This window comes from Bradyrhizobium sp. 192, from assembly GCF_023100965.1.
Classification (GTDB): domain Bacteria; phylum Pseudomonadota; class Alphaproteobacteria; order Rhizobiales; family Xanthobacteraceae; genus Bradyrhizobium; species Bradyrhizobium symbiodeficiens.
Genome location: NZ_CP064690.1, coordinates 4651044 through 4674776, shown reverse-complemented (window position 1 = coordinate 4674776; position 23733 = coordinate 4651044). Strand labels below are relative to the sequence as shown.

General features: G+C 65.6%; 21 protein-coding genes. 7 read left to right on the top strand and 14 right to left on the bottom strand.

The window, feature by feature from the left end:
• Positions 1–56: 56 nt before the first annotated feature.
• Together IVB24_RS21330 and pcsA are read right to left on the bottom strand one after the other, a co-directional pair.
• Positions 57–791: a TerC family protein gene (locus IVB24_RS21330; protein WP_140479745.1), complete on the bottom strand. Its 735-nt coding sequence runs from the start codon at positions 789–791 to the stop codon at positions 57–59.
• The gene (pcsA, locus tag IVB24_RS21325) at positions 788–1555 is read right to left on the bottom strand and encodes a phosphatidylcholine synthase (RefSeq protein WP_247768504.1); all 768 of its coding nucleotides are present in this window, start codon (positions 1553–1555) and stop codon (positions 788–790) included. The genes IVB24_RS21330 and pcsA overlap by 4 nt, the downstream gene beginning before the upstream one ends.
• A gap of 85 nt (positions 1556–1640) precedes the next feature.
• On the opposite strand from pcsA, the gene IVB24_RS21320 reads away from it, so the two are divergent.
• Entirely contained in the window at positions 1641–2825 is a 1185-nt protein-coding gene (locus IVB24_RS21320; protein ID WP_247768503.1) for a UbiH/UbiF family hydroxylase, read from the top strand.
• A gap of 6 nt (positions 2826–2831) precedes the next feature.
• Here IVB24_RS21320 and IVB24_RS21315 read toward each other — a convergent pair whose 3' ends face one another.
• Positions 2832–3785 (bottom strand): AEC family transporter, encoded by a 954-nt coding sequence (locus IVB24_RS21315; RefSeq protein ID WP_247768502.1) that lies wholly within the window; start codon positions 3783–3785, stop codon positions 2832–2834.
• A 106-nt stretch (positions 3786–3891) separates the two neighbouring features.
• Between IVB24_RS21315 and hspQ the strand changes: the two genes are divergently transcribed.
• Positions 3892–4224 carry a heat shock protein HspQ gene (gene hspQ, locus IVB24_RS21310; protein WP_094973972.1) on the top strand — a complete coding sequence of 111 codons (333 nt, stop codon included), beginning with the start codon at positions 3892–3894 and terminating at the stop codon, positions 4222–4224.
• 77 nt (positions 4225–4301) lie between these two features.
• Here the strand turns inward: hspQ and IVB24_RS21305 are convergent, their stop codons facing one another.
• Positions 4302–5105 carry an invasion associated locus B family protein gene (locus IVB24_RS21305; RefSeq protein ID WP_094973973.1) on the bottom strand — a complete coding sequence of 268 codons (804 nt, stop codon included), beginning with the start codon at positions 5103–5105 and terminating at the stop codon, positions 4302–4304.
• Positions 5106–5366: 261 nt separating this feature from the next.
• Between IVB24_RS21305 and IVB24_RS21300 the strand changes: the two genes are divergently transcribed.
• The 3 genes from IVB24_RS21300 to IVB24_RS21290 all read left to right on the top strand — a co-directional run bounded on the left by IVB24_RS21300 (position 5367) and on the right by IVB24_RS21290 (position 10028).
• Positions 5367–7211 (top strand): extracellular solute-binding protein, encoded by a 1845-nt coding sequence (locus IVB24_RS21300; protein ID WP_247774144.1) that lies wholly within the window; start codon positions 5367–5369, stop codon positions 7209–7211.
• 4 nt (positions 7212–7215) lie between these two features.
• Positions 7216–8718, top strand: a complete 1503-nt coding sequence (locus tag IVB24_RS21295; RefSeq protein ID WP_247768500.1) for a class I adenylate-forming enzyme family protein — start codon at positions 7216–7218, stop codon at positions 8716–8718.
• Between the two features lie 86 nt (positions 8719–8804).
• The gene (locus IVB24_RS21290) at positions 8805–10028 is read left to right on the top strand and encodes a GGDEF domain-containing protein (RefSeq protein ID WP_247768498.1); all 1224 of its coding nucleotides are present in this window, start codon (positions 8805–8807) and stop codon (positions 10026–10028) included.
• 38 nt (positions 10029–10066) lie between these two features.
• Here IVB24_RS21290 and IVB24_RS21285 read toward each other — a convergent pair whose 3' ends face one another.
• The 5 genes from IVB24_RS21285 to IVB24_RS21265 all read right to left on the bottom strand — a co-directional run bounded on the left by IVB24_RS21285 (position 10067) and on the right by IVB24_RS21265 (position 14944).
• Positions 10067–10303, bottom strand: a complete 237-nt coding sequence (locus IVB24_RS21285) for a hypothetical protein (protein WP_247768495.1) — start codon at positions 10301–10303, stop codon at positions 10067–10069.
• Positions 10304–10321: 18 nt separating this feature from the next.
• Positions 10322–10474: a hypothetical protein gene (locus IVB24_RS21280; protein ID WP_247768493.1), complete on the bottom strand. Its 153-nt coding sequence runs from the start codon at positions 10472–10474 to the stop codon at positions 10322–10324.
• Between the two features lie 208 nt (positions 10475–10682).
• Positions 10683–10892, bottom strand: coding sequence for a cold-shock protein (locus IVB24_RS21275; protein WP_028144554.1), 210 nt, complete (start codon positions 10890–10892; stop codon positions 10683–10685).
• A gap of 246 nt (positions 10893–11138) precedes the next feature.
• Positions 11139–14657, bottom strand: a complete 3519-nt coding sequence (gene mfd, locus IVB24_RS21270) for a transcription-repair coupling factor (protein WP_247768491.1) — start codon at positions 14655–14657, stop codon at positions 11139–11141.
• Entirely contained in the window at positions 14654–14944 is a 291-nt protein-coding gene (locus IVB24_RS21265) for a succinate dehydrogenase assembly factor 2 (RefSeq protein ID WP_166475134.1), read from the bottom strand. The genes mfd and IVB24_RS21265 overlap by 4 nt, the downstream gene beginning before the upstream one ends.
• Before the next feature lie 215 nt (positions 14945–15159).
• On the opposite strand from IVB24_RS21265, the gene recG reads away from it, so the two are divergent.
• The gene (gene recG / locus IVB24_RS21260; protein WP_247768489.1) at positions 15160–17268 is read left to right on the top strand and encodes an ATP-dependent DNA helicase RecG; all 2109 of its coding nucleotides are present in this window, start codon (positions 15160–15162) and stop codon (positions 17266–17268) included.
• Here recG and panE read toward each other — a convergent pair.
• From panE to glmS, 4 genes are all read right to left on the bottom strand, one after another.
• Positions 17165–18193 (bottom strand): 2-dehydropantoate 2-reductase, encoded by a 1029-nt coding sequence (gene panE / locus IVB24_RS21255; protein WP_247768487.1) that lies wholly within the window; start codon positions 18191–18193, stop codon positions 17165–17167. The genes recG and panE overlap by 104 nt on opposite strands.
• A gap of 61 nt (positions 18194–18254) precedes the next feature.
• Positions 18255–19112 (bottom strand): NAD(P)-dependent oxidoreductase, encoded by an 858-nt coding sequence (locus IVB24_RS21250; protein WP_247768486.1) that lies wholly within the window; start codon positions 19110–19112, stop codon positions 18255–18257.
• 104 nt (positions 19113–19216) lie between these two features.
• On the bottom strand, positions 19217–19987 hold the full coding sequence (locus IVB24_RS21245) for a DUF502 domain-containing protein (RefSeq protein WP_094973984.1): 771 nt from the start codon (positions 19985–19987) through the stop codon (positions 19217–19219).
• A gap of 84 nt (positions 19988–20071) precedes the next feature.
• Positions 20072–21898, bottom strand: coding sequence for a glutamine--fructose-6-phosphate transaminase (isomerizing) (gene glmS, locus IVB24_RS21240; protein WP_247768484.1), 1827 nt, complete (start codon positions 21896–21898; stop codon positions 20072–20074).
• Positions 21899–22113: 215 nt separating this feature from the next.
• Here glmS and IVB24_RS21235 point away from each other — a divergent pair, with 215 nt between their 5' ends.
• A complete protein-coding gene (locus tag IVB24_RS21235) occupies positions 22114–22344 on the top strand; it encodes a hypothetical protein (RefSeq protein WP_247768482.1) in 231 nt (76 codons plus the stop codon).
• 6 nt (positions 22345–22350) lie between these two features.
• Here IVB24_RS21235 and glmU read toward each other — a convergent pair whose 3' ends face one another.
• Positions 22351–23706 carry a bifunctional UDP-N-acetylglucosamine diphosphorylase/glucosamine-1-phosphate N-acetyltransferase GlmU gene (gene glmU, locus IVB24_RS21230; RefSeq protein ID WP_166469302.1) on the bottom strand — a complete coding sequence of 452 codons (1356 nt, stop codon included), beginning with the start codon at positions 23704–23706 and terminating at the stop codon, positions 22351–22353.
• Between the last annotated feature and the right edge of the window lie 27 nt (positions 23707–23733).

Sequence of the window (23733 nt, the reverse complement as noted above, 5' to 3'; positions counted from 1 at the left end):
AAAGGCCAGCGAAAGACATCGCGCCCGCCTTGTCAACTCGATGCAGCTGGAACGCCTTAAACCGGCGGCTTGCTGGTCTTCCTGCGATTGCGCTTGGCCAGCACGTTGAAGAATTCGACCGCCGCCGAGAACGCGATTGCAAAGTAGATGTAGCCGCGCGGAATGTGGAATTGGAGACCGTCCGCGACCAGCGCGACGCCGATCAGCACCAGGAACGCCAGCGCCAGCATTTTCGTGGTCGGATGCTCCGCGACGAAGCGCGCGACCGGTCCCGACGAAATGTACATGATCAGGCAGGCGATCACGACCGCCGCGACCATGATCTCGATATCCTCAGCCATGCCGATCGCGGTGATGATCGAATCCAGCGAGAACACGATGTCGATGACGATGATCTGGACGATCACCCAGAAAAAGGCGCTGCCGCCCGATTTCTGATCCCCCTCACCGTCATCGGCCTCGACCTCGGCGTGGATCTCGTGCGTCGCCTTGGCGATCAGGAACAGGCCGCCGCCGATCAGGATCAGGTCGCGCCAGGAGAAGCCGTAACCGGCAATCGAGAACACCGGTGCGGTCAGGCCGATCAGCCAGACCAGCAGGCTGAGCAGGATGATGCGAAAGATCAGCGCCAGCGCGAGTCCGATCTGGCGGGCGCGATGCGCCTGCTTTTCGGGGATGCGCGAGACGATCACGGAGATGAAAATGACGTTGTCGATGCCGAGCACGATCTCGAGCGCCGTCAGGGTGAGCAGCGCCGCCCAGGCTTCGGGGCTGGTCAGCAGATGCATCATCCGAACGACCGCACCAGCCGGATCAAGGCGTCGCTGAAGCTGATCCAGAGCGCGATCGCACAGAGTGCGACGGTCACGCCGGCGCCGACGCGGAAATCCATCTCCAGCACGTAGAGGCCGAGCAGCGCCCAGATCGCGATCAGCGACATCGTCAGCCAGCGCAGCCGCACGACGCGGACCGGATGCAGCACGTGGAACGGCACGAAGGTCAGCACGACGAGCGCGGCCACCAGCAGCGTCGACCACAGCGGCGGCCAGTGCAGCAGGAACAGATAGAACGCCGCCGCATTCCACAGCGCCGGGAAGCCGCGGAAATGATTGTCGTCCGCCTTCATGCGCAGATCGGCGAAATACAGTGCGCTGGTGACGATGATGGCGACGCCGAGCAAGGGCGCCGCGACGGGGAGCAGCAGGCCGCTGGCGACGATCGCGTAGGCCGGCACGAAGACATAGGTGACGAAGTCGACCACGAGATCGAGCACGTCGCCCGACCAGTTGGGCTGCACGTTCTTGACGTCGAGCAGGCGCGCGATCGGACCGTCGATCGCGTCGATGATCAGGGCCACACCCAGCCATTGAAACATCGCCGCCCAATGCTCGCGCACGGCCTCCAGCATCGCCAATAGCGCGATCGCCGCGCCGAATGCGGTGAAGATGTGCACCGAAAAGGCTGCGGCGCGGATCGCCGGTTTCGGCTTCAGGGAATCCTGCTGGGTATCCATGGCTTCTGCTATCAGAATGCGACCGGTTTGCACATAAGCCATTGCGGCGTGCAGTCGCACAATTCGTCATAAAATCAGAAATATAGGTGGGCTTGAATTTGTCGCCGAGCGTGTCAATTGTCTTTCCATGACAGACGCATCGACAATGCATGACACGGCCGTGATCGGCGGCGGACCGGCTGGACTCGCAGCGGCCATTGCACTGGCGCAAGCGGGTGCACGGACCGCGCTGGTGGCGCGGCGTGTGCCCTATGCCGACAACCGCACCACAGCGTTGTTAGGCGCCTCCGTCGATCTCCTGGAGTCCCTCGACGTCTGGCCGCGCTGCAACGGCAAGGCCGCCGCGCTCGAGGTCATGCGCCTCGTCGACGACACCGGCCGGCTGTTCCGCGCCCCTGAGGTCCGGTTCTCCTGCCACGAAATCGGCCTCGACGCGTTCGGCTACAACATCGACAACCGTTCACTGATGCTGGCGCTCGAGGAGCGCGCGGCCGAGCTGCCCACCCTCGTCCGCCTCGACGACGAGGCCGAGAGCATCGTGATCGAATCCGATGACGTCGCGATCCGCACCGCGTCCGGACGGTTTCTCTCGGCTCGCCTCGTGGTCGGCGCCGACGGCCGCCATTCGCTGTGCCGGGAAGCTGCCGGCATCGCAGTGACGCGGCGCGAACTGACACAGACCGCGCTGACTTTCAACGTCGCTCACACGCGGCCACACCGCAATGTCTCGACGGAGTTCCACACGCCGCACGGTCCCTGCGTGTTCGTACCCCTGCCCGGCGACCGCTCCAGCATCGTCTGGGTCTCGGCGCCTGCCGAGGCCGAACGGCTCCGTGGCCTCAGCGACGCCGAGTTGTCGGCCGCGATCGAGAAGCAGTCGCATTCGATCCTGGGACGCATGACGGTCGAGCCCGGCCGCAACCTGTTCCCGCTGGCGATCGAACGTCCGAAATCCTTCGGGGGCGACCGCATTGCTCTGGTCGGCGAAGCCGCCCATGTGGTCCCGCCGATCGGTGCCCAGGGCCTCAATCTCGGCCTGCGCGATGCCGCCGATATCGCACGGCTCGCGGCCGAAGCCATTGCCGCCGGCGAGGATCCGGGCGCGGACGAGGTGCTCAAGCGCTACGACCGCGCACGTCGCCCGGACATCCTGAGCCGCACCTTTGCGATCGACATCGCCAACCGCTCGCTGCTCAACGATTTCCTGCCGCTGCAGCCGGTCCGCGCCGTCGGCATGCACCTGCTCGGCGCCATCGGCCCGCTCCGCCGTTTTGCGATGCGCGAAGGCCTGACGCCGACCTGGCGAAGGTAGAGCCGCTCACGGGAATGCCAGCCGGCCACTCTGAAGCAGCCACATCACGCTGGTCAGCGTGACCACCGACGCAAACGTCCCGAGCAGCATCGCCACGGAAGCAGACTCGATCCAGGCATCGTTCTGCCGGGCGATGACGAATACGTTCAGCGCCGGCGGCAGCGAGGCCATCAGCACGGCGGTCGCAGCCCAGGGCTGCGCGAACGGGCCGAACGCGAGCATCAGCCCGAATGCCGCGAGCGGATGGAACAGCAGCTTGATCGCGATCACGCCGGGCACCTCCCATGGCACACGGTCGAACGGCCGCAGCGCCACGGTCACGCCGAGCACGAACAGCGCAGTCGGGGCCGCCGCGTTCTGCAGGAAGGTAATGGTGCGATCGAGCGCGACGGGCATCTCGATGTGCAGCGATGCGAAGGCCGCGCCAAAACAGGCCGACATGATCAGCGGGTTGAGCACGATCTGCTTCAGCACCACGCCGAACGCATGCACGATGGAGGGATGATCGCGGTCGGACAGCTCGATCAACAGCGGCACGATCGTGAACAGGAAGATGCTGTCGCAGCAGAAGATCAGCGCGGTCGGCGCCGACGCCTTCGATCCCAGCACCGCAAGCGCCAGCCCCGGCCCCATATAGCCGATATTGCCGTAGCCGCCCGAGAGACCTGCAAGCGTCGCCTCACGCAGCGTCAGCCGTCCCAGAACCTTGCCGACCACCAGCGCCAGGGTGAACGCCGCAACCGTCGACAGCGTGGTCGCCACCAGGAACGGCGGGTTGTTCAATTCCGAAAACGGCGTCTTCGACATGATCGCAAACAGCAGGGCCGGCAGCGACACGTAGAGCAGGAAGAAGTTCATCCACGCGAGGCCCGATTCCGGCAGGGACTTGACCTTGCCGCAGGCGAACCCGACGAAGATCAAGCCGAAATAAGGTAGCGCCAGATTGAGGATATCGACCATTGATGAAGCGTTTTCTGAAGACTCGGGGGCTATCTGCCCCCAAAGTGAACGTTAATTCCAGATGAGGCCACTAGCATCGGCCACAATCCTGGTCTATCGACGGGGAATGATTAAAGCGCGGACCGCCAAATTCCAGATCGGACAGGTCGTACGCCACCGGATCTTCTCGTTCCGGGGCGTGATCTTCGACATCGATCCGGAATTCAACAACACCGAGGAGTGGTGGCTGTCGATCCCCGAAGAGGTGCGGCCCCACAAGGACCAGCCGTTCTACCACCTCCTCGCTGAGAACGCGGAGTCGGAATACGTCGCCTACGTCTCGGAGCAGAACCTTCTGCCCGACGATTCCGGCGAACCGGTCCGGCATTCCCAGGTCGCCGAGATCTTCGTCAAGGACAAGACCGGCGGCTATCGCCCCCGCAATCCCTCGCTGAACTAGGTTTTCTTCACCACCAGCCAGCCAAGAAAAAAGGCGCTCGATAGAGCGCCTTTCTCATGTCGGGGATATGGTGCCGATTACTTCTGACCCGCCGGGGCGGCGCCACCGCTCTGCTGCTGCTTCTTCTGCAGTTCCTCGGCCTTCTTCTGAAGCTCTTCCTGAAGCTTCTTCTGATTTTCCTCGAACACCTTCGGATCGGTCGGCGGACCGTCATAGGCCTTCTGGAATTCGCCGGCGAGCGGCAGCGGCAGGGTCAGCGGCGCGCCGTTGGCGTTGATCGCCTGGACGACGAGATTCTGGCCCTTCTTCATGCTGTTGATGAGCTCGGGGGTCGCCTCGTAATCGGACATGCAGCCGTTCTGGAAGCAGATCACATAGGGCTGCTGCAGCGGCGCGTTGCTGTCCACGATGATCCGGGTGCCGTGCACGAGCTGCATGCCGAGCGGCAGCGTCACGCGCAGGATCTTCTTGGGCTCGCCTTCCGGCTCGATGATGACGGCAGCGATGACCGGTTGGCCCGATTCGATGCGGCCGTCCTTGCCGGTGAAGCAGACCTGCTTGGCGTTGGCATCCTGGCCCTTGAGACAGAACTTGGTCCAGGGGGCGTAGATCAGCTGGATCTGCTGATCAGCCGGCTGGGCCGCGCCCTGCTGCGCCGGAGCGCCCGGGGCCGGAGCCTGCTGGGCCTGCGGGGACGCTGCGGGCGCCGGAGCCTTGGGAGCAGCCTTGGGAGCGGCTTTCGGAGCCGCCTTGGGCGCGGGCGCGCCCGGAGCCGGCGCCTGGGCCTCGGCGGCAAACGGAACGACCAACGCCGTCGCCGTCAACAGGGCGAGAAGTCGCCCACGCGGCCGGACGGACGCGGCCAAGTAACGGAAATTCATTGCAGAAAACCCTTTCTGAACGGGAAGCGCCCGAACCGCTCCGAAGCGCCGAGCCTGGCCGCCTTGGGCGCGGCTCTCTTCCCGTCAATTGAGGCAGATAAGTGACGGGCTCGGCGCTCTTGCGCGATTGCCCGCCTTCTTAACGTGGCCGACGAAAAGATCAATGCCGACAACCGTCTTTGGCCACATCCGCAGCTGCGCCCCGTGAAATTCCCTGTGATAGGATTCAAGGCCAGCCGGTCCTCGAATCAACGTGTGCCGATGTTCAAGTTCCTGCGCCTCTTCGAGGGCCCCGGTCTCCGCCTTTGCGTCCTTGCCTCAGCGCTCTCGCTCGGGCTGTCCGCTGGCAGCACGCGGGCCGAGGAAGCCCATGCCATCGCGATGCACGGCAAGCCGGCCATGCTGGCCGATTTCACCCACATGCCCTATGCCAATCCCGATGCCCCCAAGGGCGGCCGCCTGACCTGGGGTGTCCTCGGCACCTTCGACAGCCTCAATCCCTTCATCGTGAGGGGATTGGCCGTGCAGCAGATGCGCGGCTACGTGGTCGAGAGCCTGCTCGCGCGCGGCAATGACGAACCGTTCACGCTCTATGGACTGCTCGCCAGGAGCGTCGAGACCAACGACGAGCGGAGCTTCGTCACGTTCCGCCTCGATCCGCGCGCCCGTTTCTCCGACGGCACGCCGGTCACGGCCGAAGACGTGCTGTTCTCCTGGCAGCTGCTGCGCGATCACGGCCGCCCCAACCACCGGCAGTACTACGCCAAAGTCGCCAGGGCCGAAGCTGCCGATCCCCTCACCGTCCGCTTCGACCTCGCAGGCGCCAACGATCGCGAGCTGCCGCTGATCCTCGGCCTGATGCCGATCCTGCCCAAGCACGCGGTCGACGTCGCGACCTTCGAGGAGACGACGCTGGCGAGCCCGATCGGCTCCGGGCCCTATCGCGTCACCGCGGTGAGGCCCGGCGCGAGCGTCACGCTCACGCGCAATCCCGACTATTGGGGCCGCGACCTCGCCATCAACCGCGGGCTCTACAATTTCGACGAGATCCGCCTCGACTATTTTCGCGAGGCCAACGGCCAGTTCGAAGCCTTCAAGCGCGGCCTCTACGATTTCCGAATCGAGCACGAGCCGCTGCGCTGGCACGAGGGCTACGATTTTCCGGCTGCCAAAAGCGGCGAGGTGATCCGCGATACCTTCAAGCCGGGCCTGCCGCAGCCATCCGAATTCCTGGTCTTCAATACCCGCCGCCCTCTATTCGCCGACATCCGCGTCCGCCAGGCGCTGACGCTGCTGTTCGATTTCGAGCTGGTCAACCGCAACTATTTCTTCGGGCTCTATTCGCGCGTGGCCGGCTATTTCGCCGGCTCCGACCTGTCGGCCTATGGCCGGCCTGCGGACGCGCGCGAGCGCGAGCTGCTGAAACCCTTCGCGGCGCAAATTCGGCCCGATATCATGGACGGCAGCTACCGCTTGCCGGTGACCGACGGCTCGGGACGCGACCGCACCACGCTGCGCGCGGCGCTGAAGCTGTTGTCGGAGGCCGGCTACGAGCTCGACGGCACGGTGCTGCGCAACCGCGCGACCAAAGCGCCCTTCACCTTCGAGATCCTGGTCACGACCCGCGACCAGGAGCGGATCGCGCTTGCGTTCCAGCGCGACCTCAAGCGCGCCGGCATCGAGCCGAGCGTGCGATCCGTCGATCCCGTGCAGTTCGACCAGCGCCGGCTCGCTTACGAATTCGACATGATCCAGAACCGCTGGGACCAGTCGCTGTCGCCCGGCAACGAGCAATCTTTCTATTGGGGCAGCGCTGCGGCCGACAATCCGGGGACCCGCAACTACATGGGCGCCAGGGATGGCGCGGTCGATGCCATGATCGCCGCCCTGCTCGAGGCCCGTGAACATACGGATTTCGTCTCGTCGGTGCGGGCGCTCGACCGCGCCCTGATCGCGGGCTTCTACACAATCCCCCTGTTTAACGTATCCGAGCAATGGATCGCGCGGTGGAATCGGATAGAACGGCCCAAGACCACCTCGCTCTCGGGCTATTTGCCGGAGACCTGGTGGTCGAAAGGGCAGCCGCAAGCTCATCAAGCAAAGTGACGCCGTGAACCAGCCAGCCATATCGCCGACGCTCGACACGTTGTTTCAGCGCACGCTGATACGGCAGCCGCACGCGCTCGCCCTGCTCGATCCCCTCAACAAGCCCCGCGTGACCGGGCACCAGCCGCGGCGGATGACCTATGCCGAGGCCGACACGGCGATCGAGGCGCTGTCGGCCTATTTCGTCGAATCGGGCCTGCCGGCCAATTCCGTCATCGCGATCCAATTGCCTGCGACGGTCGAGTTCGTGCTCACCGTGCTCGCCGCCCATCGCGCCGGCCTCGTCGTCGCGGTGCTGCCACTGCTGTGGCGGCATGCGGAACTGACCGCTGCGCTCAATCGCACCGCGGCGCGCGCCATCGTCACCATGAGCACGGTCGACGGCGTCAGCTATGCCGATCTGGCGATGCATGCGGCCGCCGAAGCCTTCTCGATCCGTCACGTCTGCGGCTTCGGCACCGATCTGCCCGAAGGTATGGCCTCGCTCGACGATGTGCTGGCCCGCCCGCCCGGCACCACGCGCGCCGTGATCCAGGACGGCCGCAAGGCGGCGATGATCTCCTTCGACGTCACGGCGGAAGGCTTTCGCCCGGTGCCGCGACCGCATTTCAGCCTGATCGCCGGCGGCCTTGCGATGTCGCTGGAAGCCGACATCAGGCAGGGCGCGACCGTGATGGCGGCGTTCACGCCGATGTCGTTCGCAGGCCTCGCCTCCTCGCTCGCGGTGTGGCTGCTCTCCGGCGGTGCGCTGGCGCTGCATCACCCGTTCGAGAACGAGGTGCTGGAGCGGCAGGTCAACGAGCATGAATGCGACGTGCTGATTGCGCCTGCACAGCTTGCGTTGCGCCTCGGCGATGCCGACCTGGCGGCGCGAATGCCGTCCTTGCGCAACGTCATCGGCCTCTGGCGCGCGCCCGAGCAGGTGGCGGCAAGCGATGCCTGGATCGCTCCGCATGCGCCGCTGACCGACGTCTACCTGTTCGGCGAGGCCGGGCTGTTCGGCGCCCGTCGCGGCGAGGACGGCATGCCTGTGCCGGTGATGCCCGGGCCGCACGGCGCCCCTCGCGAGCAATCCGGCTCGTCCATTGCCGGCGAGATCCTGCTGACGCCAAAGGGCACGCTCGGCCTGCGCGGCGCGATGGTGCCGATCGCGGCCTATGCGCCGCCGCAGCCGGTCGGCGACACGCTGATCGCGCAGCCGCCGCGCGACTATGTCGACACCGGCTATGCCGCGCGGCTCGACCGCCCGAGCGGCGCGATCTGCATTACCGCACCCCCCTCCGGCATCATGGCCGTCGGCGGCTACCGCTTCCTCTCCAACGACCTCCAGGAATGGGCCCGCCGGCTAGGCCAGGGCGCCCTGCTCACCGCGCTGCCCGACCGGCTTTCCGGCCACAGGCTGGCCGGACGCGCCCAAGACAACACCCGGGCCCGCGAGGCGCTCAGCGAGCTCGGGCTTAACCCCTTGATGGTCGAGGCTTTTCGCGACCGCTCCGGCCCGGCCTAGGCGCAGTTTCGCCTGGTATGTTGACGCCGCATTAAGGCGGCCAAACTAGATTGCACGGCATCTGTCGCGTGATCAGAGTTTGTCGAATGTCCCAGGCGGGCCCGATCCTGTTTGTGTCCAATGCCGAGCGGCCGCCCTTCATCGCGGCGCTGGACGAGGCCCGGCTCTTTCCCGTCGTCGACACCGACTGGGCCAGCGCAGCGCGCGCGGTCGAGCAGGTCCAGCCGGCCGTCGTTCTCGCCCAGATATCCGGCGGTTACGAGCCGCATATCGCGCCGCTCGCAAGGAAGATCGCCGACCAGTCGCCCTACCTTCCCTTCGTGGCCCTCGATGCTTCAGGCGCGCTGCCCCCCAACGCCCTGCCCTTCTCCTCGCGTAGCGGCAATTCCGACCGCCTGATCGCGCGGCTTCGCGCCGCTCTGCGCGTGCGTACGCTCGATGCCACGGTGCTGCGCCGGCTGCCGGAAGTGAAGGTCGCGTTGCCGGAGGGCGATCCCGCCCGCGATGCCACCGTGCTCCTGATCGGCCGCGGCGCGGCTTACCCTGCGCTCTCCGTCGCGCTCGGTGAACGCGCCGGTGTCATCGGTGCGCTCTCGATCGAGGCCGCCGCCAAACACCTCAACACCCGTGACCTCGACGGCGTCGTACTCGCCGAAGGTTTTACCCCCCGCGTCACCGACGCCTTTCTCACGGTGCTCGCCGAGGACACCCGCTTCCGCAGCCTGCCCGTGATCCTCACCGCGCACCAGCTGACGCAGAGCTACGACCTGCCCAATCTCGAACTGATCCCGGGCGAGCCGGCGAAGGTCGCGGCCAACGCGCTGCCGCTGATCCGCCAACACGCGATGGAAGCGCAATTGAGCCGCACGCTGCGCTCGATCGACGCCGGCGGCTGGCTCGATCCGCGCAGCGGCCTGCTGACGGTGGAAGCCTTCGCCCGCGATTTTGCCAAGGCGGTGGAGCAGACGCTGGCCCGCGGCGGCGGCCTGTCGGTCGCACGCTTCGCCTTCGACCCCGGCAATTCCCGCGCCCAGCTCGATGCCGCCCGCATCCTCAGCCGGCTGATGCGGCAGATGGATTTCGGCGCCGCGCAGAAGGACGGCTCGGTCATCGTCGTGTTCGCGGAAACCGACTTCCGCACCGCCCACATGATCGCCCGCCGCCTCTCGGCGGTGATGCGGCACACCTCCAACGGCAAGCACGAGATGCGCAGCGATCCCGTCGTCAGTGTGGATTCGCTGTCGCCGTCGGACACGGCGCGGTCGCTGCTCGGGCGTCTTTCGGCGGACGCGTCGCGGGCGGCGTCGTAATCATCCGCCAGCGTTCGATGCCGTCGGAGCTCGAACGCTCAAATCATCATGAGCTTGATCTGGCCGTTCTCAACGGTTCCCATCGCGAGAGCGTCGCGCGCCATCTTCTCGACAGCCGGCCAATTCGCCAGAAGGTATCTCTGCGCCTGCACTTTGGTGGGGAAATTGGTTTGCAGAAGACAACTCTGCCGCGCGTTCCCATTCGCGATCTGAAAGGACACTGCCTGGGGCCCCTCTCGAAGCTCTTGCTCGGTGGGCAGGGGAAGCTTGCGCATGCTGCTCCTTCTCGGGGCTCAGCGAGCCGGTACGGCGAACCCGGATGCTGGATCGGCGGGAACCGTCCCTGCGGCGATCTTCCTGGCTTTCGACAGGTACTTGGGGTCAAGGCCGGGCTGCGTATTGCGGACCGCTTCCGTCAGCATCAGCCGGAGCTCTGCCTTGGTCATGGGTGCTTGTCGCGTGGTCGACTTCTGCCAATTGCTCATGGAGTCCATATGGGGATCTTTGCGCGGAATGCCACCATTCGCATTCTCATTCGCGATGAGTGGCAGCGGGCGCAAAAAACCCGCGGCCGGTGAACGGTCGCGGGTCCAGAAATCAGAAGCTTTGCCAGTACAACCGTGGTCAAAGCAACGTCATGGCGATTGCGGCAGCCTATGCGGCGCGCAGATCTTCAGCAGCAGACTTGCCGGTGCGGCGGTCTGCAACGATTTCGAATGAAACCTTCTGCCCTTCGTTGAGGGTATTCATGCCGGCGCGTTCAACGGCGCTGATGTGAACGAACACATCCTGGCTGCCCTGGTCGGGCTGAATGAATCCGAAACCCTTTTGGCTGTTAAACCACTTCACAGTTCCCGTCGTCATGGGGGTCGTCCTTTAAGATAGATAAGCGTTTGACCGCGCTGAAAAGCACGTTCGGTGTCGTCGAGATCTGGAGGGAGGGTCGTCAGTCAGGCGCGCTCGAAAGCGGCGAGGCCAAGTCGTTCGGCCGAAACTCGATGAACACAACATAGGGACTGTTCGGCCATTCCGCAAGTGATCATTTCGTTGCCGGAATCGACGCCCCTCCGCATCGCTTGGCTGCGTCGCCTCGGGCATCGAAACAAGTGATCACGCCGCCTTCTTGCTCTCAGCGAGCTGCGCCAGCTGGCGCATGATCTCCGTGGTGCCGACGAGACGCTCTTCCGGCGTCTCCCAGTCCTGCAGGAAAACCACCTTCATGTCGGGCCGCACCTTGGCGGCCTGGCCGTAGCTGCGGATGAACGACACCAGGCGGTCGGGATGCGCGAAGGAATTGTCGCGGAAGGCGATGACGGCGCCCTTCGGGCCGGCATCGATCTTCCCGACATTGGCGCGGCGGCAGAACGCCTTGATCGCGGCGACCTTGAAGAGGTAGCGGACCTCGTCCGGCAGCACGCCGAAGCGGTCCCGCATCTCGGCACCGAAGTTCTCGATCTCCTCTTCGCTGTCGAGATCGGCCAGACGCCGGTACAGCGACAGCCGCACCGAGAGATCGCCGACGTAATCCTCCGGAATGAGCACGGGCATGCCGATGGTGATCGACGGCGACCAGCGGTCGGCGGCTGGCTCGGACACGCCGGCCTTGAGGTTGACGATCGCCTCCTCCAGCATCGATTGATAGAGCTCGAAGCCGACCTCCTTGATGTGGCCCGACTGCTCCTCGCCGAGCAAATTGCCGGCGCCACGGATGTCGAGGTCGTGCGAGGCGAGCTGGAAGCCCGCGCCCAGCGTCTCCAGCGATTGCAGCACGGTGAGCCGGCGCTCGGCCTGCGCGGTGATCTTCTGCTGCGCCGGCAGCGTGAACAGCGCATAGGCCCGCAGCTTGGAACGACCGACACGGCCGCGCAGCTGATAGAGCTGTGCAAGGCCGAACATGTCGGCGCGGTGCACGATCAGCGTGTTGGCATTGGGGATGTCGAGGCCGGATTCCACGATCGTGGTCGACAGCAGGATGTCGAACTTGCCATCGTAGAACGCCGTCATGATGTCCTCGATCACGGCGGGCGGCATCTGTCCGTGTGCGACCGCGACCTTCATCTCCGGCACGTTCTTGTCGAGGAAGTCCTTGACCTCGGCGAGGTCGTCGATGCGCGGCACCACGTAGAACGCCTGGCCGCCGCGGTAACGCTCACGCAGCAGCGCCTCGCGGATCATCAGTGGATCGTGCGGGGCGACGAAGGTGCGCACTGCGAGGCGGTCGACCGGGGGCGAGGCGATGATGGAGAGCTCGCGGACGCCGGTCAGCGCCAGTTGCAGCGTGCGCGGAATCGGCGTCGCCGACAGGGTCAGCACGTGCACCTCGGCACGCAGCGCCTTCAGCCGTTCCTTGTGCGTGACGCCGAAGTGCTGCTCCTCGTCGACGATGACGAGGCCGAGGTCGCGGAACTTGATCGCCTTGCCGAGCAGCGCGTGGGTACCGACCACGATGTCGACGGAGCCGTCCGCGATGCCCTTCTTGACCAAATTGAGCTCTTTGGTCGGCACCAGGCGCGAAGCCTGCGCCACGTTCACCGGAAAGCCCTTGAAGCGCTCGGTGAAGGTCCTGTGGTGCTGACGCGCCAGTAGCGTGGTCGGCACCACGACCGCGACCTGCTTGCCTTCGAGCGCAACGGCAAAGGCGGCGCGCAGCGCCACCTCGGTCTTGCCGAAGCCGACGTCGCCGCAGATCAGCCGGTCCATCGGACGACCGAGCTCGAGGTCCTTCAGCGTGGATTCGATCGCCCCTAACTGATCCTCGGTCTCGTCATAGGGGAAGCGTGCGCAGAACTCGTCATAGATGCCCTGCTGCACCGGTAGCTTGGGCGCCTCGTGCAGATGGCGCGCGGCGGCAATCTTGATCAACTCGCCCGCGATCTCGCGGATGCGGTTCTTGAGTTTTGCCTTGCGGGTCTGCCAGCCGGAGCCGCCCAGACGATCCAGCTCGACCGTGGTCTGGTCGGAGCCGTAGCGCGACAGCAGCTCGATGTTCTCGACCGGCAGGAACAGTTTTGCCTCGGCGGCATAATGCAGCTCGAGACAGTCATGCGGCGCGCCGGCGACGTCGAGCGTCTGCAGGCCGACGAAGCGGCCGATGCCGTGATCGGCGTGGACGACGATGTCGCCCGCGGTGAGACTCGTGATCTCCGAGATGAAATTGTCGAGCTTGCGGCTGGCCTTGCGCGTCCGCACCAGGCGGTCACCCAGAATGTCCTGCTCGCTGATCAGCGCGATCTCGTCGGTCTCGAAACCGGCCTCCAGGCCGAGCACGGCGAGCATGGTCTCGTTGCGCGGAGTCGCCTGCACCGTCCGCCAGGCGTTGACGCTGGTGGTGTGAGCGAGCTTGTGGTCGCGCAGCATCGAGGTCATGCGGTCGCGCGAGCCTTCGCTCCAGAGTGCGATCACGACCTTCTTGCGGTTTGCCTGCAGGCCCATGACATGCGCGACGACGGACTCGAACACGTTGACCGTGCTGTCGTTGCGCTCGGGCGCAAAGTCGCGGCCCTTGCGGGCGCCGGCATCAACGACCGAAATGCCGTCGGCCGGCACGGCGAACTGCGTCAACCGCGCCAGCGGGACGTCTGCGAGGCGCTTGGCCCACTCGTCCTCGGTCAGATAGAGCCTGTCAGGCGGCAGCGGCTTGTAGATAGCGCCGCCGCCGGGATGCTCCATCGCGTCGCGGCGTGCCTCGTAATAGTCCTGGATCTGCTTGAAGCGCTCGCGGACGGCGTCCTCGGCCTGCGGTTCGATCGCGACGGCTGCGCCTTGCAGATAGTCGAACAGCGTGTCCATCCGGTCCTGGAACAGCGGCAGCCAGTGCTCCATGCCGGGATGACGGCGGCCTTCGCTGACGGCCTCGTACAGCGCGTCGTCACGCTCGGGCGCGCCGAACTCGGCGACATAGCCCATGCGGAAACGGCGGATGGTGTCGGTGACGAGCTGGAATTCCGAGATCGGCACCAGGTCGAGCGCGCGCATGTCGAGCAGCGTGCGCTGGGTCTCGGCATCGAAGGTGCGGATCGATTCCAGGCTGTCGCCGAAGAAATCGAAGCGTACCGGCTGATCGAGGCCGGCGGGGAACAGGTCGAGGATGCCGCCGCGCACGGCATATTCGCCGGGCTCGCGCACGGTCGAGGAGCGGTTGTAGCCGTTGTGCTCGAGCCAGGCGACGATGGTGTCCATCGGCACGACGTTGCCGGGCGCAACCGACAGCGCCTGCGCCGCGACGAGCTCGCGCGCGGGCACGCGCTGCACCACCGCGTTCACCGTGGTCAGCACGATCAGCGGTTTGTCGCTGCCGGTGAGCGAGGCCAGCCGCGCCAGCGTGGTCAGACGTTGCGCCAGGATACCGCCATGCGGCGAGACGCGGTCATAGGGCTGGCAGTCCCAGGCCGGAAACTGGAGCACCGGCAGATCGGGCGCGAAGAATTGCAGCGCGCGTTCGAGCTGCTGCATCCGTGCCCCATCGCGGCAGACCACGGCAAGACTGACGGCCGGCTTTTTCGGCCGCGCCGCGATGGCCCGGGCGAGATCGGAGACCACCAGGCCTTCGGCGCCTTCAGCGACATTGGCAAGCGTGACCGCGCGGCCGGGCGTGAGCAGCTCGGCCGGCGACTTCAACCCAGGTTTCATAGATTGCCGTCCGTGATCGGGAACGCCTTGATGCGGGCAAACAGCGCGCCGGTGACAGCAGCTGGCAGCACCTTGTCGCCGGTGATGGCGGCATAGAGGTCGGGATCGGACTCTTCGAGCAGGGTCTCGAGTTCGGTCAGCTCCGCGTCGGACAAATTGCCGATCTCGGAATCGGCAAAGCGGCCGAGGATCAGGTCCATCTCGCGCGTGCCGCGGTGCCAGCAGCGGAACAGCAGCCGCTTGCGGCGATTGTCCAGCCCGTCACTCGATCGTGTCGTTCCCGTCATGTCTCAAATCCAGTCAAACGCCGAAAGCCCGGACGTGCCGGGCCGGGGTGATATAGCCATTGGGACCGCCCATGTCAGCACTTTGTTGCGGCAGTTCGTCCCTCCAATCCGTCATGGCCGGGCTTGTCCCGGCGGTCCACGTCGGGCCGAAAAAAGACGTGGATGCCCGGCATAAAGCCGGGCATGACGGCGATGAACAATCCTAGATTCCCCTGATGCGCCCCAGCCTGCTCAATCCGCTGTTTGCCCCCGTGACCAGCCTGCCCGGCGTCGGTCCGAAACAGGACAAGCTGCTGCAGTACCTGCTCAGCCGCAGCGAGACGCCGCGGCTGGTCGACCTGTTGCTGCATCTGCCGAGCCAGGTCATCGACCGCCGCGCCCGGCCGAAGATCCGCGACGCGGCGGTCGGAACCATGGTGACGCTGGAGGTCACCGTCGACCGCCACCGCCCGCCGCCGCCGCGCAGCGCGCGCGCGCCGTATCTGGTCTACGCCAGCGACGACACCGGCGACGTCGTGCTGACCTTCTTCCGCGCCAAGCCCGGCTATGTCGAAAAGCTGCTGCCAATCGGAGAGAAGCGCTATGTCTCCGGCACGCTGCAGATGTACGACGGCATCCCGCAGATGGTGCATCCCGATCGCGTGCTGGACGAGGAAGCGATCTCGAAACTGTCGGGCATCGATCCGGTCTATCCGCTGACGGAGGGCCTCGCGCTCGGCTCGCTGCGCCGTGCGGTCGCGCAGGCGCTTCTGAAGCTTCCGGCTCTTCCCGAATGGATCAGCCCGGAGGTGATGCGCCGCTGCAATTTCCCGCCGATCACTGAGGCGCTCAACCGCGTCCATCAACCGGTCGAGTTGACGGACATCCTGCCCGATCAGCCATTCTGGTCGCGCCTGGCCTTTGACGAGCTTTTGGCCGGCCAGCTCGCGCTCGCGCTGATCCGGGCGCAGCTGCGCCGGCCGGCCGGCGTGCGCAATGCCGGCGACGGTCACCTGCGCAACAAGATCATCGACGCCCTGCCCTATGCATTGACGGTGTCCCAGCGCGACGCGGCCGCAGCGATTGCCAGCGATCTGCAACAGCCCGTACGCATGCTCAGGCTGCTGCAGGGCGATGTCGGCTCCGGCAAGACCGTGGTCGCGCTGCTGGCTGCGGCAGCCGTCACGGAAGTCGGCAAGCAGGCGGCGCTGATGGCGCCGACCGAAATCCTGGCGCGCCAGCACATCAAGACCATCGCCCCTCTCGCTGAACGGGCCGGCATACGGGTGGCGATCCTCACCGGCCGCGAGAAAGGCAAGGAGCGGCGTGAATTGCTGGCGCAGCTCGAAGCCGGCGAAATCGACCTGCTCGTCGGCACCCATGCGCTGATCCAGGACGACGTGATCTTCCACGATCTCGCCCTCGCCATCGTCGACGAGCAGCACCGCTTCGGCGTGCGCGAACGGCTCGCGCTGACATCCAAGGGCGAGGCGGTCGACGTGCTGGTGCTGAGCGCGACGCCGATCCCGCGCACGCTGGTGCTGACTTATTTCGGCGACATGGACATCTCCGAGCTGCGAGAAAAGCCCGCCGGCCGCCAGCCGATCGAAACCCGCACCATCTCGATCAGCCGCCTCGCCGAGGTCACGGACAGCATCGGCCGGGCCCTGGAGGCCGGCAAGCTGGTCTACTGGATCTGCCCGCTGGTGGAAGAGTCGGAGGCCGAAGGCACCGAGCACCTCACCAACGCGACCAAACGTTTCGAGAGCCTGCAGAAGCGGTTCGGCGAGCGCGTCGGCCTCGTCCACGGCCAGATGAAAGGAGCCGAGAAGGACCGCGTGATGGGCCAGTTCGCCGCCCACGAGATCGGCCTCCTGGTCGCGACCACCGTGGTCGAGGTCGGCGTCGACGTGCCGGCGGCGACCATCATGGTGATCGAGAATGCCGAGCGCTTCGGCCTTGCTCAGTTGCACCAGTTGCGCGGCCGGATTGGACGCGGCTCGGAGGCCTCGACCTGCCTGCTGCTCTACTCGGAACCGCTCGGCGAGATGTCGAAGGCGCGGCTGAAGGTGATCCGCGAGACCACCGACGGTTTTCGCATCGCCGAGGAGGATTTGAAGCTGCGCGGCGAAGGGGACGTGCTGGGCGTGCGCCAGAGCGGCCTGCCCGGCTACCGCATCGCGCGCTCCGAGGTCCACGGCCAGCTCATCACCCAAGCGAGAGACGAGGCGCTGCGGATCCTCAAGGACGATCCCAAGCTGAAGGGCGAGCGCGGCGAGGCGCTGCGCTGCCTTTTGTATCTGTACGAGCGCGACGAAGCGATCCCGCTGATCGGGGCGGGTTAGCCCCTGCCCTTCGTCGCCCGACTTCGTAAGCCGCCACATGCGCGCGAGCCAGATCCAGCAGCGGTGTCTCGATGCCGAGCGTACGGGCTCGATTGGCCATATCGCCCAGAATATGCTCCGCCTCGGTGATCGAACCGCGCTCGATATCGCGCAGCATCGAAGCCTTGAGCGGCGAGTCCAGCGTCGTGAAGAGCTTTCGGTCGAACTCGATGAACGGGGCGCGCGGCTCGAAACCCGAAGCAGTTGCGACCGCGCAGCATTCAGCAAACAGGCGAAAAATGGACTGCTCGCCGTTGGGCACGGCCAGGATGTCTCCGATGCTTGCGCGCATCAGGCAGGTGATGCCGGCGAGCGTCGAGAGCTGGACGAATTTCTCCCACATGTCCTGCATGATTGCTTCGCTGGCACGCACGTCGATACCGGGGACCTGGAGCAGTTTCTCCAGCGCGAGCGCACGCTCGCTGAGTGCGCCTCCGACCTCACCGAAGACGATCGTTTGATTGGCCATGAAGTGAACGACACGACCATCCGCATCGAGCCCGGCGCTGACATTCGCGAGCCCGCCGAGAACGTGTGCGGCGCCGAACCTGACGGTCAGAGCGTCGATATGTTTCAAGCCGTTAAGAATGGGAAGAACCATCGTGCTCGGGCCGATGGCGGGCGCAAACTGGCTCATCGCGTCATCGAGCGAGTAGGCTTTCACGCCGACGAGCACGACATCGAACGGCTCCCTGAGATCGCCGACCGCAAGAAGCTTCGGCTGCACGGCGAAGTCACCGTGCGGGCTGACGACCTGGAGTCCGTTCCGCCGCAATTGCTCCGCCCGCTTCTCGCGCACAAGAAAGCTCACGTCTCGGCCTGCTCGCACGAGGCAAGCACCGTAATAGCCGCCCAGCGCGCCCGCGCCGATCACCAGCACTCTCATTCGAACTCCCAAGACAGCAGAACAGCGCCCGCAAGATCAATAACAGATGGGTTCGGCGACGTCAGGTTTTCGTCCGCGCGATACCCACAGCGAAGGCCCTCATCAGGTCAGCATCCTTGGCGTCGCCATTCGCATCCTCGGCGAGATGCTCGAACCAGCGCGCGAAGCCCTCGTAGATCTGGCTGGCGGGATGGTCGGGCCCGAGAAAGCCGGAAATCTCCCGCATCTCCGCGACCCAGCGGTAGGCCTTCGGAATCATGTCAGGCAGCGCGACCTCGAGCCGCGCCAGGATGGCGGGCTGGCTCAGCGCCAGTTCGTCGTGCAACGCGTCCGCCGCGCCCGCCTTCGTCGCTGCGACAACCATGGCCGAGCCGATGCCGGCGAGGCCTTTGACGATGCCGGCGTAGGACATTTTCAGAGCGGACGCCGCGCCGACCGGGCCTTCGACGATGCGGACGTCGAGGCCGAAATCCTTCAGCACTGCGACGTCCCTGGCGTGCTCGCCGGACATGTAGAAGGCCGGGCTCTTGGCCCCAGGCTGCGGCGGAAAGCCGATGATGCCGCCATCGACGAACGGCGCCTGCGCCGAGCCGATGATCTCCTCGATTAGACGCACGGTATCGACATTGACCGCATTGCAATCGACCACGACCGGCTTCTTCTCGCGCCTGACGATCAGAGCCGCCAGCCGCTTGGCCAGCGCGACGGCTTCGCCCGGCGGTACGATCGAGAGGATGATGTCGGCGTCCGCGATCGCATCGTCATCGGCACCAACCATGCCGGCGTCTGCTGCGCGCTTGCGCGTCGCCTCGCTCCGCCCGTCCAACGACGTCAACACCCGCGCGCCATGCTCACTGAGGCGGCGGGCGACGGCGCTGCCCATGGCGCCGGGCGCGAGGATCGCAATGGTCTTGGACATCGTGCACTCCAGATCGAACGCCGAGCGAGGCGCTCAGTTCAACCGGAGACTAGCAGAGGATGCCGATGTGCGCGTGACCGCGGCCATCCCGCAGGGGAATGGCCCTACTCCACCTTCGCAGGCTCGGGCTGGAGCGCCGCCGCATTGGCGATGCGCGCGGCATGCGCCATGCCCGCGAGCGCGGCGGCTTTCTTCGTGTCGGGTGCGGCGCCTGGCTGCACCACGCCGGCCGACATGATCAGGGTCGCGGCATCCTCGGTGCTGAGATCGACCTCGACGATCTTGCTCTTGGGCACGTAGAAGAAGAATCCCGTGGTCGGGTTCGGCGAGCAGGGCAGAAACACCGAGACATGCTCCTCCTGTCCCGGCAGGCTGCGCGCAACCTCTTCGTTCGGCGACTGCGAGATCAGCACGATCGACCACATGCCCGGTGACGGAAACTCGACCAGGCCGACCTTGCGGAAGCTCGAACCCTTGCCCGAGAACAGCGTCTCGAACACCTGCTTCAGGCCGCGATAGATGGCGCGTACCGCCGGGATCCGGCCGAGGAAGGTCTCGCCGACATCGACCAGCGTCCGGCCGATCAGATTGGCGGCGAGGAATCCGACCAGCGTCAGCATGAAGAATGCGACAACAAGTCCCCAGCCGGGAATGACGTACGGCAGATAGGTTTCCGGACGATAGGCCAGCGGCACGAACGGCCGTACCACACCGTCGACCCAGGTGACGAACCACCAGACCAGATACAGGGTGATCGCGATCGGCCCCGTCACCACGAGGCCCGTCAGGAAATAGTTGCGAAAGCGGCCCATCAGGCCGGTATGCGGTTCCGGGAGCGGATCAAGAGGCGCAGGCGCGTCGTCGCGGGGGTTCATTCGGGTTCCAGGTCGGTCGCAGCACACAAGCTAGGGTCTTCTAGCAGGTTTTGGAAGACCGCGACCGATTGATATCCCCTTTGCCTATTCCACGGTCACCGATTTCGCGAGGTTGCGCGGCTGGTCGACGTCGGTCCCCATCACGACAGCCGTGTGATAGGCGAGCAACTGCACGGGGACGGCATAGACCATCGGCGTGAAAGCCGCCGCCATGTCGGGCATGACGATGGTGACGAGGGACTCGACGGTCGCCTCTTCCGCGCCCTTCGCGTCCGTCATCAGGATGATGTTGCCGCCGCGGGCGGCGACCTCCTGCATGTTGGACACCGTCTTCTCGAACACCCGGTCGTAAGGCGCAATGACGACGACAGGCATGGTCTCGTCGATCAGCGCGATCGGCCCGTGCTTCAGCTCGCCGGCGGCATAGCCCTCGGCGTGGATATAGGAGATCTCCTTCAGCTTCAGCGCGCCTTCGAGCGCAAGCGGGAAGCTGGTGCCGCGGCCGAGATAGAGCACGTCGCGGGACTTGGCGATCCTGTGCGCGAGCTTCTCGATCTGCGGCTCGGTGGTGAGCGCATCCGCCATCAGGCGCGGGACCTCGACGAGGCCGTGGACCAGCCTGGTCTCGTCCTCGTCGGACAATTCGCCTCTAGCCTTGCCGGCCGCGATCGCAAGGTTCGCCAGCACCATGAGCTGACAGGTGAAGGCCTTGGTCGAGGCGACGCCGATCTCGGGTCCGGCGAGCGTCTGCAGCACGGTCTCGCTCTCGCGGGCGATCGTGGAGGTCGGCACGTTGACGACGGCGACCGTGTGCACGCCTTCGGCCTTGGCATAGCGCAACGCCGCCAGCGTGTCAGCGGTCTCGCCCGACTGCGAGATGAAGATGGCGAGATCGCCCTTGCGCAAGGGCGCTTCGCGGTAGCGGAATTCGGAGGCGACATCGACCTCGACCGGCACGCGCGCAAAGCGCTCGAACCAGTATTTGGCGACGTAGCCCGCATAGCTCGCGGTGCCGCACGCCGTGATGTTGATGCGCTGGATGTCCTTGAAGTCGAACGGCAGCTTGACCGGCAGCGAGACGCGCTCGGTCGCCATATCGACGTAGCGCGCCAAGGTGTGGCCGACCACTTCCGGCTGCTCGTGGATCTCCTTCGCCATGAAGTGGCGGTAGTTCGCCTTGTCGACTAGCGAGGTCGAGGCGGCATGCTTGATCTTGTCGCGCTGGACGGCATTGCCGTCCTTGTCGAAGATATCGGCGCTCTTGCGGGTCAGCACCACCCAGTCGCCGTCTTCGAGATAGCTGATCGTGTCGGTGAACGGGCCGAGCGCGATGGCATCCGAGCCGAGATACATCTCGCCGTCGCCATAGCCGATCGCCAGCGGCGGTCCGTTGCGAGCGCCGATCAGGAGGTCGTCGTCGCCGGCGAAGATGAAGCCGAGGGCGAAGGCGCCGCGCAGGCGCCCCAGCGCCAGCTTGACCGCTTCGACCGGCTTGTTGCCCCGCTTCAGGAGATCGTCGACGAGATGCAGCACGATCTCGGTATCGGTCTCGGTGTGGAACACCGTGCCCTTCTTCTCGAGCTCCGCGCGCAGCTCGCGGAAATTCTCGATGATGCCGTTGTGGACCACGGCGACGCGCTCGGTCGCGTGCGGATGGGCGTTGTTGACGGTCGGCTTGCCGTGGGTGGCCCAGCGGGTGTGGCCGATGCCGGTCGTGCCTTGGAGCGGTTCGGCGCGCAGCAGCGCCTCCAAATTCTTCAGCTTGCCTTCGGCGCGACGGCGCTCGAGGTGCTTGCCTTCGAGCGTGGCGACGCCCGCCGAGTCGTAGCCGCGATATTCGAGACGTTTGAGCGAATCCACCAGCTGCTCTGCAACCGGTTCGCGCCCGAGAATGCCGACAATCCCGCACATGCGGATCACTATCCCCCAAATCGTCGAAAAATCGCCTAAACGACGCGCTCGATTCTTAGCGAATTTGCTAAGAAAACAGATACTCAATAATTATTGCTAATTGAGACAGCACAGCGTGGCCTGCTCGACCGCGTCGAATTGTCGGCGTTAAACCGCGTCGATTAACTCCTTGTCAATCAAATTGGCCAACGGTTCCCCTTCAGGGAGTTATGGCCATGAAGGGCTCATCCGACCGCAAAGGCTTGTCATCGACTTTGGTGCGCGCCAGCGAGACCACAGGCACGCACCTTGCGCATTGGCCGCCGCCCCTGCGCGCCATGGAGCGCGGCAAGGAAAGCAAGCCCGCCCTCGCCACGCGGTCCGCCGGCGAACCGGCAAAGCGTGCCAGGCCGCGCGGCTGGCGCCTGACGCGCGCGATGGTCTCGGACGTCGCCGACGACGACTAGCCCCGCTTATTTCTCGGTCTTGTTGCCGCCCGTCTTCAGTTCGCGATAGCGCGCAGCGCCGCCTTCGCGGATGGTCTGCTGGTTGCGCTCCAGCGCCATGGCATCGTCAGGGACGTCTTTCGTGATCACCGAGCCGGAGCCGATATAGGCTCCGTTGCCGATCTTCACGGGGGCGACCAGCGAGGAATTGGTGCCGACGAAGGCGCCCTGCCCGATGACAGTCTTGTGCTTCTTGAAGCCGTCGTAGTTGCAGGTGATGGTGCCGGCGCCGATGTTGGAATTGGCGCCGACGGTGGCATCGCCGATGTAGGAGAGATGATTGACCTTCACGCCGGCTCCCAGCGTCGCCGCCTTGGTCTCCACGAAATTGCCGATGCGCGCGCCGTCGCCGAGCGAGGTGCCGGGCCTTAAACGCGCATAGGGCCCGATCGAAACGTTCTTGCCCAGCGTCGTCTGCACGATGTGCGAAAAGGAATGGATCACGGTGCCGTCGGCGATCGACACGCCGGGGCCGATCACCACGAAAGGCTCGATGGTGACGTCCTTGCCGAACACCGTGTCGGCGGCGAGATGAACGGTCTCGGGCGCGATCAGCGTGACGCCGGCCTCCATCGCAGCTTTCCGCAAGCGGGCCTGCATCACGGCTTCGGCTTCGGCGAGCTGTGCCTTGGTGTTGATGCCGCGCACTTCGTCCTCGCTGGTCTCGATCACCACGGACTCCCATCCCTGCTCGCGGACGATGCCGACGGCATCGGTCAGATAATATTCGCCCTTGGAATTCCCATTGCCGATCTTGTCCAGGATCGCGAGCGCCCGGCGACCGTCGATCGCCATCACGCCGGCGTTGCACAGATCGATCTTGCGCTCTTCGGCGCTCGCATCGGCCTGCTCGCGGATCGCGACCAGACGTTCGCCCTCGACGATGAAGCGGCCATACCCCGTTGGATCGGCGGCGCGGAAGCCGAGCGCGGCGATCGCGGCGCCCCTGGCGAGCGGCGCGCGCAGCCGCGCAAAGGTCTCGGCCGAAATCAGGGGCGTATCGCCGAACGCAATCAGGAGATCGTCCACGCCGCGTGCGATCGCCTCGCGTGCCGCCAGCACCGCATGCGCGGTGCCGAGCCGCTCGGCCTGCACGAAGGTGAGCGCGTCGGGCCTGATGCGCCTTGCCTCGTCCGCAACAGCCTGATGGTCGGGGCCGATCACGACCGCGAGCGAGGTGCCGGTTCCCTTGGGTGCCGCGGCCAGCACGTGGGCAAGCAAGGTCTGGTGGGCCACCGGATGCAGCACTTTCGGCAGGTGTGAGCGCATGCGCGTGCCTTCGCCGGCGGCGAGCACGATCGTGAGGCTGGAACGTGCGGTCATCGAAATCCTGTCAGATACGGCCGAATC